At 56.8% G+C, this 15,896-nt stretch carries 19 protein-coding genes; 10 read left to right on the top strand and 9 right to left on the bottom strand.

The annotated features are described in order from the left end of the window. The first annotated feature begins 5 nt into the window (after positions 1-5). The 3 genes from lepB to ACR0DU_RS13630 are packed head-to-tail and all read left to right on the top strand — an operon-like array spanning position 6 to position 2,051. Entirely contained in the window at positions 6-842 is an 837-nt protein-coding gene (gene lepB, locus ACR0DU_RS13640; protein WP_480875309.1) for a signal peptidase I, read from the top strand. Beyond that, entirely contained in the window at positions 839-1,516 is a 678-nt protein-coding gene (gene rnc, locus ACR0DU_RS13635; RefSeq protein ID WP_480875307.1) for a ribonuclease III, read from the top strand. Before lepB ends, rnc begins: the two co-directional genes overlap by 4 nt. A 22-nt stretch (positions 1,517-1,538) precedes the next feature. Next, positions 1,539-2,051, top strand: a complete 513-nt coding sequence (locus ACR0DU_RS13630; protein ID WP_480875304.1) for an N-acetyltransferase family protein — start codon at positions 1,539-1,541, stop codon at positions 2,049-2,051. A gap of 2 nt (positions 2,052-2,053) precedes the next feature. Here ACR0DU_RS13630 and ACR0DU_RS13625 read toward each other — a convergent pair whose 3' ends face one another. After that, on the bottom strand, positions 2,054-3,430 hold the full coding sequence (locus tag ACR0DU_RS13625; protein ID WP_480875563.1) for a multicopper oxidase family protein: 1,377 nt from the start codon (positions 3,428-3,430) through the stop codon (positions 2,054-2,056). Between the two features lie 158 nt (positions 3,431-3,588). On the opposite strand from ACR0DU_RS13625, the gene era reads away from it, so the two are divergent. The 3 genes from era to ACR0DU_RS13610 all read left to right on the top strand — a co-directional run bounded on the left by era (position 3,589) and on the right by ACR0DU_RS13610 (position 5,258). Next, positions 3,589-4,497, top strand: a complete 909-nt coding sequence (gene era, locus ACR0DU_RS13620; protein ID WP_480875303.1) for a GTPase Era — start codon at positions 3,589-3,591, stop codon at positions 4,495-4,497. Then, positions 4,494-4,823 (top strand): DUF1491 family protein, encoded by a 330-nt coding sequence (locus ACR0DU_RS13615; RefSeq protein WP_010437702.1) that lies wholly within the window; start codon positions 4,494-4,496, stop codon positions 4,821-4,823. Before era ends, ACR0DU_RS13615 begins: the two co-directional genes overlap by 4 nt. Before the next feature lie 111 nt (positions 4,824-4,934). Further along, positions 4,935-5,258 (top strand): SemiSWEET transporter, encoded by a 324-nt coding sequence (locus ACR0DU_RS13610; protein WP_480875300.1) that lies wholly within the window; start codon positions 4,935-4,937, stop codon positions 5,256-5,258. 31 nt (positions 5,259-5,289) lie between these two features. On the opposite strand, the gene ACR0DU_RS13605 is transcribed toward ACR0DU_RS13610, so the two are convergent. Next, complete coding sequence (locus ACR0DU_RS13605) at positions 5,290-5,679, bottom strand: VOC family protein (protein WP_010437704.1); 390 nt, start codon at positions 5,677-5,679, stop codon at positions 5,290-5,292. A 163-nt stretch (positions 5,680-5,842) separates the two neighbouring features. Here ACR0DU_RS13605 and recO point away from each other — a divergent pair, with 163 nt between their 5' ends. Next, positions 5,843-6,568: a DNA repair protein RecO gene (recO, locus tag ACR0DU_RS13600; protein ID WP_480875298.1), complete on the top strand. Its 726-nt coding sequence runs from the start codon at positions 5,843-5,845 to the stop codon at positions 6,566-6,568. Here the strand turns inward: recO and ACR0DU_RS13595 are convergent. The 3 genes from ACR0DU_RS13595 to ACR0DU_RS13585 form a co-directional block, all read right to left on the bottom strand. Continuing rightward, a complete protein-coding gene (locus ACR0DU_RS13595) occupies positions 6,552-6,941 on the bottom strand; it encodes an META domain-containing protein (protein WP_480875296.1) in 390 nt (129 codons plus the stop codon). The two genes, recO and ACR0DU_RS13595, sit on opposite strands and share 17 nt — an antisense overlap. A 12-nt stretch (positions 6,942-6,953) precedes the next feature. Next, complete coding sequence (locus tag ACR0DU_RS13590; RefSeq protein WP_480875293.1) at positions 6,954-7,499, bottom strand: hypothetical protein; 546 nt, start codon at positions 7,497-7,499, stop codon at positions 6,954-6,956. A 216-nt stretch (positions 7,500-7,715) separates the two neighbouring features. Next, complete coding sequence (locus ACR0DU_RS13585; RefSeq protein WP_480875290.1) at positions 7,716-9,407, bottom strand: acyl-CoA dehydrogenase family protein; 1,692 nt, start codon at positions 9,405-9,407, stop codon at positions 7,716-7,718. A gap of 144 nt (positions 9,408-9,551) precedes the next feature. Between ACR0DU_RS13585 and ACR0DU_RS13580 the strand changes: the two genes are divergently transcribed. After that, positions 9,552-10,316 carry a sulfite exporter TauE/SafE family protein gene (locus ACR0DU_RS13580; RefSeq protein WP_010437709.1) on the top strand — a complete coding sequence of 255 codons (765 nt, stop codon included), beginning with the start codon at positions 9,552-9,554 and terminating at the stop codon, positions 10,314-10,316. On the opposite strand, the gene ACR0DU_RS13575 is transcribed toward ACR0DU_RS13580, so the two are convergent. The 4 genes from ACR0DU_RS13575 to ACR0DU_RS13560 all read right to left on the bottom strand — a co-directional run bounded on the left by ACR0DU_RS13575 (position 10,313) and on the right by ACR0DU_RS13560 (position 13,101). Continuing rightward, the gene (locus tag ACR0DU_RS13575; RefSeq protein WP_010437710.1) at positions 10,313-10,855 is read right to left on the bottom strand and encodes a hypothetical protein; all 543 of its coding nucleotides are present in this window, start codon (positions 10,853-10,855) and stop codon (positions 10,313-10,315) included. The two genes, ACR0DU_RS13580 and ACR0DU_RS13575, sit on opposite strands and share 4 nt — an antisense overlap. Positions 10,856-10,887: 32 nt before the next feature. Further along, the gene (locus tag ACR0DU_RS13570) at positions 10,888-11,178 is read right to left on the bottom strand and encodes a hypothetical protein (protein ID WP_010437712.1); all 291 of its coding nucleotides are present in this window, start codon (positions 11,176-11,178) and stop codon (positions 10,888-10,890) included. 25 nt (positions 11,179-11,203) lie between these two features. Continuing rightward, positions 11,204-11,380, bottom strand: coding sequence for a hypothetical protein (locus tag ACR0DU_RS13565; protein WP_480875287.1), 177 nt, complete (start codon positions 11,378-11,380; stop codon positions 11,204-11,206). Between the two features lie 122 nt (positions 11,381-11,502). Then, positions 11,503-13,101, bottom strand: a complete 1,599-nt coding sequence (locus ACR0DU_RS13560) for a phosphoenolpyruvate carboxykinase (protein ID WP_480875284.1) — start codon at positions 13,099-13,101, stop codon at positions 11,503-11,505. Between the two features lie 344 nt (positions 13,102-13,445). Between ACR0DU_RS13560 and ACR0DU_RS13555 the strand changes: the two genes are divergently transcribed. Together ACR0DU_RS13555 and ACR0DU_RS13550 are read left to right on the top strand one after the other, a co-directional pair. Beyond that, the gene (locus ACR0DU_RS13555; RefSeq protein WP_170475869.1) at positions 13,446-14,150 is read left to right on the top strand and encodes a response regulator; all 705 of its coding nucleotides are present in this window, start codon (positions 13,446-13,448) and stop codon (positions 14,148-14,150) included. 34 nt (positions 14,151-14,184) lie between these two features. After that, positions 14,185-15,894: an ATP-binding protein gene (locus ACR0DU_RS13550; RefSeq protein WP_480875282.1), complete on the top strand. Its 1,710-nt coding sequence runs from the start codon at positions 14,185-14,187 to the stop codon at positions 15,892-15,894. The last annotated feature ends 2 nt before the right edge of the window (positions 15,895-15,896 follow it).

The raw sequence follows: 15,896 nt of genomic DNA, 5'->3' as shown, positions 1-15,896 counted from the left end.
GCAGTATGGCCGAGGAAGCCAAATCCGGAAACGCCGTTTGGGAGACGATCAAAACCATCGTCTACGCCCTGCTGATCGCGGGCGTTTTCCGCACGCTGTTCTTTCAGCCGTTCTGGATTCCCTCCGGTTCGATGAAGCAGACGCTGCTGATCGGAGATTTCCTTTTCGTCAACAAGATGGCCTATGGCTATTCCTACGCGTCCTGTCCCAGCCTGATCATCCCCAGCGTCGGTCTGAACATCGATGCCGAGGATGTGTGCGGCTGGATGAAAGGCGACAATACGCGCCTTATGGGCGGCGAGCCTGAACGCGGCGATGTCATCGTCTTCCGCCACCCGGTCACGGGTCGCGACTATATCAAGCGCCTGATCGGCATGCCCGGGGATCGCATTCAGCTTCGCGAAGGCCAGATCATCCTGAACGGCACGCCCGTACCGCAGCAGCCCGATGGCGTCTTTACCGAAATTGCCGAACCACAAGGCCCGCAAGGCCTGCGCCCACGCTGTTCAAACGGCCCGGTCGGGATTGGCGGTGTTTGCGAAAAGACCCGCCTGATCGAGACCCTGCCAAATGGTGTGTCCTACGACGTGCTGAATATCGGCAATCAGGGCTCGGACAATACCGGTATCTACACTGTGCCCGAAGGTCACTATTTCTTTATGGGTGATAACCGCGACAACTCGGCTGACAGCCGTTTGCCCCAGTCTGCCGGTGGGGTAGGTTTTGTACCTTACGAAAACCTGATTGGTCGCGCCGACCGGATCATGTTCTCTTCGGCTGGTCGCTCGATGCTGTTCTTCTGGACATGGCGCGGTGATCGCTTCTTCAAGGCGGTCAATTGAAGCTATCAGCCGAGATAAAGGCGTTCCAGCAGCGCTTGGGGTATGCGTTTTCCGACCCCGAACTGCTGGTGCGCGCGCTGACCCACGGATCAGTGTCCTCTGCCACGCGCCCCGACAACCAAAGGCTGGAATTTCTGGGCGACCGTGTGTTGGGCCTCGTGATGGCCACCGCTCTGCTTGAGGCCGACAAAAAAGCCTCTGAAGGTCAGTTGGCCCCGCGTTTCAATGCACTGGTGCGCAAAGAGGCTTGCGCCGACGTCGCCCGCCAGATCGATCTGGGCGCGGTGCTGAAACTGGGCCGGTCCGAGATGCTGTCCGGGGGCCGCCGCAAGCAGGCCCTTCTGGGTGACGCGATGGAGGCGGTGATAGCCGCCATCTACCGCGACGCCGGGTTCGAGGCCGCCCGCGACGTGATCCTCGCCCTCTGGGGCGACCGTATCCACAAGGTCGAGGCCGACGCGCGCGACGCCAAAACCTCGTTGCAGGAATGGGCGCAGGCCCGCGGTCAGAAGCCGCCAGCTTACGTCGAAGTCAAACGCACTGGCCCCGACCACGCCCCGATCTTCACCATCGCCGCGCGACTGCAGGACGGCACCGAAGCGCAAGCCACCGCAGGCTCCAAGCGGCAGGCCGAACAGGCGGCGGCGAAGGCTCTGCTCGAGCGATTGGGATGAGGCGGTTAACCGCCCTCAAAGCATGAAGATCAGACCTGCACAGAAATCGGACGCCGCCAGCCTCGCTGCGCTCTCGATCGAAGTCTGGGTCGGCACCTATCTGCGGCGTGGCGTGAATTCCTTCTTTGCCGAATTCGCACTGTCCGAGTTCACGACCGCGCGGTTCGAAGCCTTGTTGCAGGACGGCCAAGACCTTTTGATGGTCTCTGAAAACGAAGAGGGGATCGACGGATACATTCAGTTGGCGGAAAATCGCATTGCACCTGTGGACGGGCTTTCCGATCTTGAGATCGTGACGTTTTATGTGCAGCCCCGCCATCATGGTAAAGGCATCGGCTCATCGCTGCTGGACATCGCGATCGACTACAGCCATGAAAAAGGGCGTCAGTCAATTTGGCTGACGACCAATTTTGAGAACACGACCGCAATCGATTTCTATCTAGCCAAAGGGTTTGAACAAGTCGGTGTCACAGATTTCCGGATCGGGGACCAAGCTTACCCGAACCATGTACTGGTATTGAACACTTCGCCTTAAGATCAAACTACCCGAATAAATCCTGTCAGCCCGGTTTTCTGATGTTCGATCACATGGCAATGAAACGCCCAATCGCCCGGATTATCCGCGACCAACGCAATCTCGACCACCTCATCTTTCAGCAGCAACATCGTGTCGGTCATCAGTGGAGGCAGTTGGCGCAGGTTCGACTTGATTGGCACAAAGACCAGCCCATGCAGATGGATCGGATGCAGGTTGGGGGATTCATTACGCAGCCGCAGAACATAGCTTTTGCCCATCTCCAAAATTGCCAAAGGCGCCACATCCTGCGCCGCATCTCCCGGCCATGGCTTGCGGTTGATTGACCAGAAATTATAGCCCAGCGAGCCACAAAAGCCGTTATTGGGCTCTCCGCCTTCCGGCGTCCATCCGAAAACAAACTCGTGCAGCTCGGCCTTGTTCAGATCGGGCCGTGCAACGGGGTTTTTGGCCAGCGGTTTCAGCTCACGCATATCCCGGGCCACAGACGCGCCAACTGCCTGCAACCCGACCATGGACCGCAGCGGCTGACCGGGCAGCTTCGCCATCAGGTTCACGGTCTGCCCTTCATCTTCGGGCATCTTCACCGCGAAATCGACACGCTGGCCTGGGCCAAGCAGTAACGGCTCCGCAACGCTGGGCAGAGGCACGTCAATGTCCACCGGATGCCCGTCCCATGCGATAATCCGGGCCTCGGCATGGTCGAGGTTCAGTTTGTAAATCCGGGTCGTATCGGTGTTGACCACGCGCAACCGAACCAGACCTCCGGCGGGGTGATCATAAACCGGCGCCTGCAACCAATTTGCAGTATGCACATTGCCAAATGTCCCCGCCCGAGCCGCTCCGCGCGGCGTATAAGCGGGCAGAAACGCGCCCGCCTCATCCAGCCGGAAATCGCGCAGGTTGATCACCTGCTCGCCGTCAAACCCCGGGTCCTCGGCCTCGGCGATCACCATGACCCCGGTCAACCCGTGCGCCATCTGCTCCATCGTCATACAATGAGGGTGGTACCAATAGGTGCCCGCGTCCGGGGGTGCGAATTTATAGCCGAAATGATCACCTTCGCCCATTGGCATCTGCGTCAGATAAGGCACCCCGTCCATCCCGTTGGGAATACGCAAGCCATGCCAATGCATCGCCGTATAGTCGGACAGCGTGTTGCGCACCGGCAGCCGCATTACCTCGCCCTGACGGCCATACAGAACGGGCGGAGGCGCGTCGGGCGACAGGCTGACCATTCCGTGCGTCGCCTGATCACATAGCGCAAAACTTGCGGGTTGGATCACCAACTCTTGCGGGTTTGACGCCAACGCGAACTGACTCAGTCCCAATGCACCTGCAGCAGCCCCGCTGCCCAATAGAAACTCCCGACGTTTCACATCTCGCCTCTCTGAAAGGATGATCGCCTGGCTGGGATTGGCGTGGCGCATTGCTTTGGTGCCACCCCTGACGCATGACCGCAATGCGACAAATCCCTCTGGCCCAGAGATGCGTTCTGCTATAGGGGTGCGCACTTGCAAACAGGATCGCAACACACATGACCACACGCGCCGGATTTATCGCCCTGATCGGAGAGCCCAACGCAGGCAAATCCACCCTTCTGAACCGCATGGTCGGGGCCAAGGTCTCGATAGTGACGCATAAGGTGCAGACCACCCGCGCACGCATTCGCGGCGTGGCGATGGAGGGTGATGCGCAACTGGTCTTTGTGGACACACCGGGCCTTTTCAAACCCCGCCGCCGGCTCGACCGCGCCATGGTCGCCGCAGCCTGGGGCGGGGCGGCAGATGCCGACGTGGTCGTCCTGATGGTCGAGGCGCATCGCGGCATCACCGAAGGGGTCGAACGCATCCTCGAAGGTCTGGAAGAGATCGGGCAGGGCCGCACCATCGCTCTCGCGATCAACAAGATCGACAAAGTACCCTCCGAGAAATTGCTGGCGCTCACCAGTGATTTGAACGCCCGCTATCCCTTTGCCGAGACTTTCATGATCTCGGCTGAGAAAGGCCACGGTGTTGACGATCTGCGCAAGTGGCTGGCTTCGAAACTGCCCGAAGGCCAGTGGCTCTACCCCGAAGACCAGATCGCTGATTTGCCCCTGCGCATGATCGCCGCTGAGATGACGCGCGAGAAGCTGACCCTGCGCCTGCATCAGGAACTGCCCTATCAGCTGACTGTCGAGACCGAGAACTGGGAAGAGCGTAAGGACGGCTCGGCCAAGATTGATCAGGTCATCTATGTCATGCGCGACGGTCACAAAGGCATTGTGCTGGGCAAACGCGGTGAGACGATCAAGGCTGTCAGTCAGGCCGCACGGGCGGAACTAGAAGAATTCCTCGACCGAAAGATCCACCTGTTCCTACAGGTGAAGGTCCGGCCCAACTGGCTGGAAGAATCCGAGCGTTATTCGGAAATGGGTCTGGATTTCAAAGACGGTAACGGATGACCCGACTGACGGCGGAATTCTGGGTGCATGCCTATCTGGCGCGGCTGCGGTTTCAGGAAATACCAGCTTTTGTCGTGGCCCATGGTGACGACACCGCCGGCGCGGTGCTGATCAAGCTGAATACGCTTGACGGGCAGGCCACCGCGTTTCAGCGCAGTTTTGATCTGATGAGCGGTGAGCGTAAATGGGTGGAACTCTCTTCCGGCCCCGAGGGCGAGGTGGACAACGCCATCACCCGCCAACGCAGTTTTGACCCTGATCTCTGGGTAATCGAGGTTGAAGACCGGCAAGGCCGGCACTTACTGGGTGAAGAAGGTTTGGACTAGCGCGCCCAGCAATTGATCTTGGATGCCCGGCACAAAGCGACTATTTTGCTCTGAAACAGGCTGAACGAACGACCGGCCTATCGGGTGCCGCAGGAACAGGAGGGGAATTGAGTGCCTGAAACACTTGCCCAGAAACTGGAAAAGTCAAATCTCGGCCATTGGATGCAGCGGTTCGAGGGCTTTATGGTCTTCATCGGAGTGGTCGGCCCCTTCGCCACGTTGCCGCAACTGATCAAGCTTTATTTTACCCATTCCGAACACGCCACCGGCCAGTCGCTGCTCTCGTGGTCGCTTTATGCGGGGCTGTCGTTTTTGTGGTTCGCTTACGGGCTGGTGGTCGGCAAGCTGCCCATCTATGTGGGCAACGGCCTTTCCATGATCTTGAACCTGATGATGGTCATCGGCATCCTAATCCATGCCGGGGTCACATTCTAGCAACCCCGCCATGCAGTTGGCGACAACTCGATTAGTCTGCCTCACTAAAATAGACGAAGCTCATTTTGTTCCCATCCGGGTCGCGGGCATAGGCGCCGTAGAAGTTCGGTCCATATTGCGGGCGTTCACCCGGATCGCCCTCGTTAGTACCGCCATTGGCAATAGCGGCGGCGTGCACCTCACGTACTTCCGCTTCGCTTTGACATAGCAGGCCAACCATGTTGCCGTTTCCGACAGTTGCAACCTCTTTGTCGAAGGGCGTTGCGACCCACATGCTGCCGCCACCGCGCAGCTCATAGCAAACTGCATGTGGCATGTATTCGGCGATTACTTTCCCACCTAACTGAGGGACAACCGCGTCGTAGTAGCTGCGTGCTTTGGCAACATCATTTGAGCCAATCATGACATAGTTCAGAGACATTTCTCAAATCCCAGTAATTAGAACATATAGCGAACATTAGTCGCTGAACCCACCTCACGCAACCGGTTTTTCCTACTGTTCCGACCAGACTTATTTGTACCTTGAACCTGCAACGGCCATAAGATTTCCTGCAGGCATATCTGGTGACCTAACGAGGCCGAAATTGGATTGGCGTGATCACGGCATACTTCTGACCTCTCGCCGCCATGGTGAGACGGCGGCCATTATCGAGGTTTTTACCGAAACTCATGGCCGCCATGCAGGTATTGTGCGCGGAGGCACTAGCCGCAAGATCGCGCCGAACTTGCAACCGGGCGCGCAGTTGGACGTACTTTGGCGTGCGCGGCTTGAAGAGCATCTGGGCACTTTTCAGGTCGAACCCATGCGTTCCCGTGCTGCCGCTGCATTTTCAGGTCGGTTGGCACTGGCCGGGCTGAACGCGGTGGTGGCGTTATTGTCCTTCTGCCTTCCCGAGCGCGAGCCACACCCCTCGATTTATAAGCAAACCGAACAGTTGATGGATTTGTTGGGACAGGATGAAGTTTGGCCACTTGCTTATCTGCGCTGGGAACTGGCGCTTCTAGAAGAGCTGGGCTTTGGCCTCGATCTGTCGGCCTGTGCTGTGACCGGCGTGCGTGAGGGGCTGATTTATGTCTCGCCCAAAACCGGTCGCGCGGTCAGTGCAGCTGGGGCAGCGGAGTGGGCCGACAAGCTGTTGCCACTGCCCCCCTGTCTGCGTGGCGAAGGGGCTGCGCCGGATGCGGAGATCGCGCAGGCTCTGCGCACTACCGGGCATTTTCTGGAAAACCACTTGGCCCCGGCTTTGGGCCATACGCCGCTGCCTGATGCCCGTGCACGCTTTGTGGGGCAGTTTACTCGGCGGCTTTGAATACCATCTCGTGCCCGTCCTCGTTGCGCAGGATCAGCACATCGCCGGATACTTCGGATTGTGTCATCGCCATCAGTGCAGCGAAGTAAAACCCTTCGGCCTCAAGCCCGGCACAGTCTGCGCGGGTGGCAGCCAGATCGGCGATCTCGAACCAAGGGTAGGGGGCATTCAGTTTGCCCGAATAAGTGTTGCAGGGGGCATTGCCTTCGATACGCCCCTCTTCGGGAAAGCGCAGCAATGCGCTGGCTTCGAACGGCTCTCCGTCAATTTCCTGCAGTGCCCATGTCTGATCCGCCGCGCCATAGGCGGCAACGGTTTCATCCTCATCGCATTGAAACAAGGCCAGAGGCAGAAGCAGGGCCAGACGTAACATCGCAATATCCTATCAGTAGGGGTTCACGCCGCTGATCAATTCTTCGCGCACTTCAAGACGGGGCCGCCAGTTGTACTTGGTATCCTCACGCACGGGTGCCCAGAACAACACGCCGCTGTTGCGCCACGGGTCCAGGATGATGCCCTCGTCCATGGGAGCACCCTTGGCGCTGATCAGGGCCGAATGATGAATGATCCGAAACGCCGTCGGTGGGGAGGTAACCCAGTGCAAATCCAGCGTACGGAAACTTTCTTGTTTTAGTCGCGTGGTCATGGCTTGCGCCCAGTCATTACATAGGCCCTTCTCACGAAACCCATTTATGACCTTTGCGTTGTGGATGATCGCCGGATCGGTGACGTTCCAGTCCTGCTTCAATTGGCCGGAATAGGCATAGGATATCTCGGCGGCGCGGCGGGCTTCGCGTGGATCAACCTCGGGACCAAGCTGCTGAATGGCCTGCGCCAGTTTGTCGACGTCATTCGAGCCCGTCGTCGTCGGGGCCGAGGCGCACCCGGCAAGGGCCAGGCAGGTGGCCAAAATTGCAATGATGATCTTCACGCTCGAGTCTCCTCTGGCCGACATAGGTGCCGGTTCCGTTCACCGCCCTTTATCTGATTCCGGCCCCCGATCCGAGGGGGAAGTTTTGCCCAGACGATCACAAAGCCAGGTAGTGCAACTCGGAACATTTACGCCTTGGCGCCTGTACAACACGGAAGATAAAGAAAACCCGGCACAAGGCCGGGTTCAGTTGGGGAAACCGCAACGGTTTGGGATTTATCCCAGCAACCGCCGCGCGATGACTTGCGCCTGAATCTCAGCCGCACCTTCAAAGATGTTCAGAATACGTGCATCACACAGCACGCGACTGATCTTGTATTCCAAAGCGAATCCGTTGCCGCCATGAATCTGCAATCCATTATCTGCTGCGGCCCAAGCAACCCGAGCCCCCAGCAGCTTGGCCATTCCGGCCTCTAGATCGCAGCGCTGGCCGTGGTCTTTTTCCCATGCAGAGAAATAAGTGAGCTGCCGTGCGATCATGATCTCAACCGCCATCATCGCCAGCTTGCCCGAGACCCGGGGGAAGTTGATCAGCGCCTTGCCGAACTGCTTTCGATCTTGTGCGTATTGCATGGCGATGTCCAAAGCGCTCTGCGCGACTCCGATGGCGCGGGCGGCGGTCTGGATGCGGGCGCTCTCGAAGGTCTCCATCAACTGTTTGAAACCTTTGCCTTCTTCGCCACCTAACAGGTTTTCCCCCTTCACTTCAAAGCCGTCAAAGCCCAGCTCGTATTCTTTCATGCCACGATAGCCCAGCACTTCGATCTCGCCGCCTGTCATACCGGGTGTGGGGAAGGGGTTCTCATCGGTTCCGGGGGTCTTTTCAGCCAGAAACATGGACAGACCACGGTGATCGGAGCTATCAGGGTTGGTACGCGCCAGTAGAGTCATCACATGCGTGCGGGCGGCGTGGGTGATCCATGTTTTATTGCCTGTTATCTTATAGTTGCCATCTTCACCTTTAACGGCGCGCGTGCGCAGGCTGCCCAAATCCGATCCTGTGTTGGGCTCAGTGAAAACGGCGGTCGGCAGGATCTCAGCACTGGCAAGTTTCGGCAGCCAGTTAGTTTTTTGCTCATCTGTGCCGCCCGCGATGATCAGTTCAGCCGCTATCTCGGACCGCGTGCCCAATGAGCCCACGCCGATATAACCGCGCGAAAGCTCTTCCGAGACCACGCACATCGACGCTTTGGACAGACCGAAGCCGCCGTATTCCTCGGGGATGGTCAGGCCGAACACGCCCATTTCGGCCAGTTCTTCGATGATCTCAATTGGGATCAATTCGTCTTTCAGGTGCCATTCATGGGCGTTGGGCTCGACCTTTTCCTGCGCATAACGGCGGAACTGATCACGGATCATCTCCAACTCTTCGTCCAGACCCGAAGCGCCAAACATGGTTGCACCGGATTGATCCTGCATAAGCTCAACCAGACGGGTGCGCGCGGCCTGAGAATTGGCCTGCGCCATCAGGGTTTGCACTTCACGGCACTGGAACCCGGACAAGGCGTCCCAGCCAAGACCAAGGTCCTGCAAACGCACTACCTCACCCTGATTCATCGGAATGCCACCCGCGATCTGATGCAGGTATTCGCCAAAGGCGATCTGGTGCAGCAACTGCTCCATCTCACTGAACTTACCTTCAGCTTGAAGTGCCTCGGCCCAACGTTGCATCTGCTGCAAAGATTGCCGGTAAGTTGCCAGCCATGCCAAACCATGAGCGGCTGTCTGGTTTGCTTCGATCAACGCGCCCGAGATGCGGTCATCGCTAGTGACCATGGCACGCACCGATGCACGGGCCTTGTCGAACACAGTTTCAACCGCCGGTAAGGCCGCTGCAGTCAATGTCAGAAGATCAGGTAATACCGCTTGCTGCATCATGTTCGTCAAGTCCTGTCCATCATGGGCCATGAATCACGTCCTTTACTGGGTCGTCTGGTCATATCATGCTGCACGTGCAGCGCAACAAAAATACACAAATAGCACATAAAAAGTTCAATTATTACCATATCACTTTTGCAATGCAGAAAAATCTCGGCCTGATATGAAGGGCAGATGGATCTGTTTTCGCTCATTTCACCGCAGGAAATGTACCTGGCGTTGATCGTCGCTTTTGTGGCGGGGTGGGTCAAAGGCATGGTGGGATTTGCTATGCCAATGGTGCTGATATCCGGGCTGAGTATGATGCTGCCCCCCGAATTTGCGTTGGCAGGCCTGATCCTGCCGACCCTTGTTACTAATGGTGTACAGGCCTTGCGGGATGGCGTGGTCGCCGCAGCGGTATCGGTTCGTAAATTCCGTGTATTTCTGGCAGTTGGGTTAATCTGCCTGCTGGCGAGTGCTCAATTGATTAATATTTTGACACCTCAGGATTACCTACTGGTGCTCGGCGTGCCGATAACCTTCTTTGCGCTGATTCAGATACTTGGGCTCAGACTTACATTGAAGGCACCCTCCGTCGGGGTCGAGGCGGTGGTCGGCGCTGTAGCAGGGGCGGTCGGAGGCATCTCTGGCGTATGGGGGCCACCAACTGTGGCCTATCTGACGGCGTTGAATACACCAAAGAAAGATCAGATGCGTGTTCAGGGTGTAATTTATGGCCTAGGGGCAGTGGCCCTGGTGGTCGCGCATTTGGGCTCAGGTGTTCTGAGGGGAGAAACGGCATTGTTCTCTGCAATGCTGGTTCTTCCGGCCCTTGTAGGCATGCGAGGAGGTCTGTTCCTTCAGGACCGGATTGATCAGACCCAGTTTCGCAAACTTACACTGTTGGTTCTGTTGATCGCCGGATTGAATTTGCTCAGGCGCGGACTGTTGGGTTAACCACGCCTTTCAGCAAAACGGAACGCGAAATAGAGACCCAACATCAAAAAGAACAAGCCTGAGATGTCGCCAATCAGAAACGCGACATATTCGGCAGCTGTACTGCCAAAGGCCGTGTTGGTCAGGATTGAAACCAAAACCGAAGTGACAATCCCAACTCCCATCACGCAGGGCCAGCAGGGATTGCGATCAGAGCGTGGAAAAAGATCCCATCCTACCGCTTTGCACGCGTAAAACACGGCGGGCACGATTGTTACAGCTATGGCAATTGCCAGCAATCTGCTGGGCAGGAAAACGTCCCATCCGCCCACCATTGCAAAGACAACAAAGACGCCGGGCAAAAGTGCAAAAATTGCCCGCCACCCCAGTAACCATGCGGCCAGAACCCGCACGCCATGCGGCAGGAACAACAGGCTGGCGTGGCTGGGGTATGCGGGAAAAAATTCGTTCTGAAGCGGCATCAGAATCTCGAATGTAACGAGTGATGCGGCAACATAGGCCAAAGAGGCAAAGAAGGTGTCAGAGGCCCATCTGTTCACGGGATTAGCCGTTTTCAGATTTCAGGCAGCAATCACCTGGGTGCATGAACCAAATACCGTCCACGATTGGCGCTTCCGCTTTGCGAAAGATAGCCCTTTTGAACCAAAGACTTGAGGGCGCGGAAAAAGGTCGGACGAGAAACGCTTTTGACCAGCGTATGCTCGATCAAGCCGAAGGTGCGCACTTCGGTATTGCTTTTCGACAACTCTTCCGCGGCGTAATAGATGTCCCGCTCGACCGGGGACAATTCTTCTAGCCCCAAGGTGCGTTCCATGCTTTGCATCAGTTTGCGCAGTTCGGTGAGTTTTGAAATTTCAGTCATAACTTGCCTATTATCTACTACCGTGTCAGACCGAGGCACGTCGAAAGGCCAGGACCTTTGAAACACATCTATCCAACACCATCCCCATGTGGAAGTAATCGCCACTTTCAAGTGCGGCCCGAAGCGTGTTGAGAGTGGAATCGCCCGGGTCGCCCAACTGTCCAATTTCAATGGTCGCCGCCGCAGAAAACATCGGTACCATCTCTTCATCGGTATTTTGCGATAGCGCAAATGACGCGTTCTCGCAATGAACTTGTTTGTTAGATTGGGCTGCCGCTGCGTAATCCAAAGTGAAATGGGGGCGGCTAGGGCCCCCATTTCTAATCAGCCGATTGCAACGGCTTTGATATCTTCATCAATGAAGGGCAGATATTGTTCGAAATTTTCCGCAAACATCTGCACCAGCTTTTCCGCTTGCTTGTCGAACGCTTTCTGATCGTCCCAGGTGCGACGCGGGTCTAGTAGTACTTCGGGCACTCCCGGTACCGAGACAGGCACGTCAAATCCGAAATTGGCGTCTTTGCGGAACTCGGCGTCAGTCAGTGATCCTTCAAGTGCTGCCGTCAGCAGGGCGCGGGTGGCCTTGATCGGCATCCGACTGCCAACGCCATAGGCGCCGCCGGTCCAGCCGGTGTTGACCAACCAGCAGGTTGCACCGTGCTGGGCAATCTTGTCGCGCAGCAGGTTGCCATAGGCTTCGGGGCGGCGCGGCATGAAGGGCGCACCAAAGCAGGTAGAGAAGGTCGGCTGAGGCTCGGTGACGCCACGCTCTGTCCCGGCCACCTTGGAGGTAAAGCCAGAAAGGAAGTGGTACATTGCCTGTGCAGGGGTCAGCCGAGCGATCGGCGGCAGAACACCAAACGCATCGCAGGTCAGCATGATGATGTTTTTGGGATGTCCACCTAGGGCGTTGCTGGAGGCGTTTGAAATGTATTCCAACGGATAAGCGCAACGCATGTTTGCGGTCAAAGAATCGTCGTTGAAATCGAGCTCTTTGGTCTCAGCATCGAAGACCATATTCTCGATCACGGTGCCGAATTTTGAGGTGGTCGCGTAGATTTCCGGCTCGGCCTCGGCGTTCAGGTTGATCGTCTTGGCATAGCAACCGCCTTCGAAGTTGAAGGTGCCTCGATCCGACCAGCCGTGTTCGTCATCGCCGATCAATGTGCGCGACGGGTCGGCGGAGAGGGTGGTCTTGCCGGTGCCGGACAGGCCGAAGAACACGGCGGTGTCGACCGGGTTGCCGACCGCATGGTTGGCCGAGCAGTGCATCGGCATCACGCCTTTTTCGGGCAGTATGTAGTTCAATAGGGTGAAGACCGACTTCTTGTTCTCGCCAGCATATTCGGTGCCGCCGATCAGGATCAGCTTGCGATCGAAGTTCATCGCAATCACCGTCTCGCTGCGGCAGTTGTGCTTGGCCGGGTCGGCCTGAAAGCTGGGGCAGTTGATGACGGTGAAATCCGCAGTGAACTCATCCAGATCCTCACGATCCGGGCGGCGCAGCAGGTGGCGGATGAACAGATTGTGCCAAGCCAGCTCAGTGACCATACGCACATTGATTGAATAGCTGGGATCAGCTCCGCCCACGAGGTCCTGCACAAAGTAATCACGGCCTTTCATATGGGCCAGCATATCATCGTACAGCGCATCAAAGCCTTCGGGGCTCATCGCGGCATTGTTTTCCCACCAGATGCTGTCGGCGACGCTGTCGGTCTTGACGACGTGCTTGTCCTTTGGCGAGCGGCCAGTGAACTTGCCGGTGGTGACCAGAAATGCGCCGCCATTGCCAAGGGTGCCTTCGCCGCGCTTGAGCGCTTCTTCGATCAGCGCCGGTTCCATGAAGTTGTAATAGACATTGCCCAGACCCTCGATGCCCTGATCTTCGAGGCGGAATTGCGGGTTAACCCGTCCAGATGTCATGTGTGTCTTCTCCTGTGGCGGCGCGAGGGCCTGGGGCCGGGTGCGCCATTGGGGCGGAAACCGGAAAAAGCCGGCGGTCAAGCGCCTCTTATCACGGTATTTTAGGACATGAACAGAAGGGTTGGGAGGAGTTAGCGCAACCAAGTTGAGGTTTAGCGCCATCACGATTTGTCTGCTGTAAATCAAGGCAGCTATTTGGGCGCAGCAAGGCAAATTTGCCGCATACCTGCCGCAAGAATGGCATGATTCGAGGTTACGAGTTGATTCGGTTGCTCAAAACCGCCAACAATGTCTTACAAAAAAGCGTATTATTGCGCGAGTGAGCAGGAATAGGGGTGAACCCGATGTCAAAGATTGCACTTGTGGATGACGACAGAAATATCCTGACGTCAGTATCCATGACCCTCGAAGCCGAAGGTTTTGAGGTCGAAACATATAATGATGGGCAGGCCGCGCTGGATGCGTTCAATAAGAAACTTCCGGATATGGCCGTTCTGGATATCAAGATGCCGCGGATGGACGGCATGGATCTGCTGCAGAGGCTCAGGCAGAAAACGCAGATGCCGGTTATCTTCCTGACCTCAAAAGATGATGAAATCGACGAGGTTCTGGGCCTTCGGATGGGCGCAGATGACTATGTCAAGAAACCGTTCTCGCAACGCCTTCTGGTCGAGCGCATCCGAGCACTGCTGCGTCGTCAGGAAGCCGTAGAAGGGGATGCAACCAGCGCTGCGACCGGGGACACCAAGGTAATGGAACGCGGTGAGCTGCGGATGGACCCGCTGCGTCATGCGGTAAGCTGGAAAGGCAATGATGTCTCTCTGACTGTAACCGAATTCCTGTTGCTGCAGGCACTGGCACAGCGTCCGGGATTTGTAAAAAGCCGTGATCAGTTGATGGATGTCGCTTATGATGATCAGGTCTATGTGGATGACAGGACCATCGACAGCCATATCAAACGCCTGCGCAAGAAGATGCGGGCCGCTGATCCGGATTTTTCGGCGATCGAAACGCTGTATGGTATCGGATATCGTTACAACGAAGAATAGGCGCGGCCGTTTGTGAAGAAGGCGAAGGGGTCTCGTGCGCGATACTGAACAAGCCAACCAAGAACGCGACGCGGATGTCGTATTGGGGGATGACTGGGTCATTCCCCAAGATTCCGAGTCTGCGGAACTGCAAGCCAAGCGATCGCGGCGAAACCTGCTTACGTTGCGCTATTCGCCTCTGGCACGCAGGATCATTACGTTCAACCTGATCGCCCTGGTCATTCTGGTGGCGGGTTTGCTGTATCTGGACGACACGCGCAAAGAGCGTGTTCAGCAGACAGCGGTCGATTTGGTTGGGGATGCACAGCTCGTCAGCAACGTATTTGAAACCCAACTGCGACAACCTTCGGGAAATGGTGCCGCAACGCTGGACGTGCGAGATACCCTGTCCGGGCTTAGCCTTCCCGAGGGTGGCGAAGTTTTTGTATATGATAATACAGGAACTCTGATCGGTTGGACACGCGGGGTGTCGCCAGGTTCAGAACTACCAAGCCTGCTGCAACAGGAAGCTGACACAGTCTCGGGCAGCACTTTGATCAGCGATGCGCTTAATGCGGTTTGGAATGGTTTGTCCGCCATTTTTAGCAGCAGGACAGATGTTGAAGCGCCGACACTGGCGCAACGTGTGCAACAATTGATCCCGCAGGCGTTGGATGGTCGCCTGCAAGTACAGGCCGTTCAGGACGACATGGGCAAGACGGTTATTGTGGCCGTGGCGCCAATTCTTGTCGAAGACGTACCGGTTGGTGCTGTCGCCATGGCAGGCCCTGCAGGTGAGATCGATGCGCTGGCCCGAAAAGAGCAAGAGCGCATCCTTCAGATGTTTGTCGTTGCATTGCTGGTCTCAATCGGTCTGAGCCTTGTTCTGGCCTCGACCATTGCGAACCCGCTGGCAGATCTGGCCGCCGCTGCCGAGATGGGCAAGGATCGAGGCGCGGGGGTAAATCCGGGCCGTATCCGTATCCCCGATCTCAGCGCCCGACCGGATGAGATCGGTCGCCTAAGCAAAGCCTTGCGCGGGATGGTCACCGCGCTTTACAACCGCATCGACGCAAATGAGCAGTTTGCGGCGGATGTTGCGCATGAAATCAAAAACCCTCTCGCCAGTTTGCAATCTGCAGTCGGAACCATGCGCATGGTTAAACGTGATGACCAGCGCGAAAAATTGCTGGGTGTTATCGAACATGACGTGCGGCGACTGGACCGTCTTGTCAGTGACATCTCAAACGCGTCCCGGCTGGATGCGGAGCTTGTAAAAGAAGAAGAGCAGCCCTTTGATCTGCTTAATCTACTTGGCAATATCAGCCAATTTCTGGGTGAAGACGCACGTTCGAAAGGGATCGACTACATCACTGATTTTCCGGCAGGGCCCATCGTGGTCAACGGGCTCGAGGCGCGATTGGCACAGGTTTTTGTCAATCTGATCACCAACGCGATTTCCTTCTGTGAAGACAATGACGCCATTCGCGTCTGGGTCCGCCGTCGCGACAATCGTGTGCTGATTGTCGTTGAAGATACTGGCCCGGGCATCCCTGATCAGGCACTGACCAAGATATTCAAACGCTTTTATTCTCAACGCCCCGAAGAGCATTTCGGCAACAACTCGGGCCTCGGCTTGGCAATTTCGAAGCAGATCGTCGAGGCGCATGGTGGAGTAATCTGGGCCGAAAACATTCGCCCGACCGAAGCCGATATCACTTCGGACCCGCTGGGCGCACGGTTTGTGGTCGGGCTTCCTGTCTAGAC

The organism is Ruegeria sp. G2 (assembly GCF_056533505.1).
This window is presented reverse-complemented; position numbering and strand designations above follow the sequence as displayed.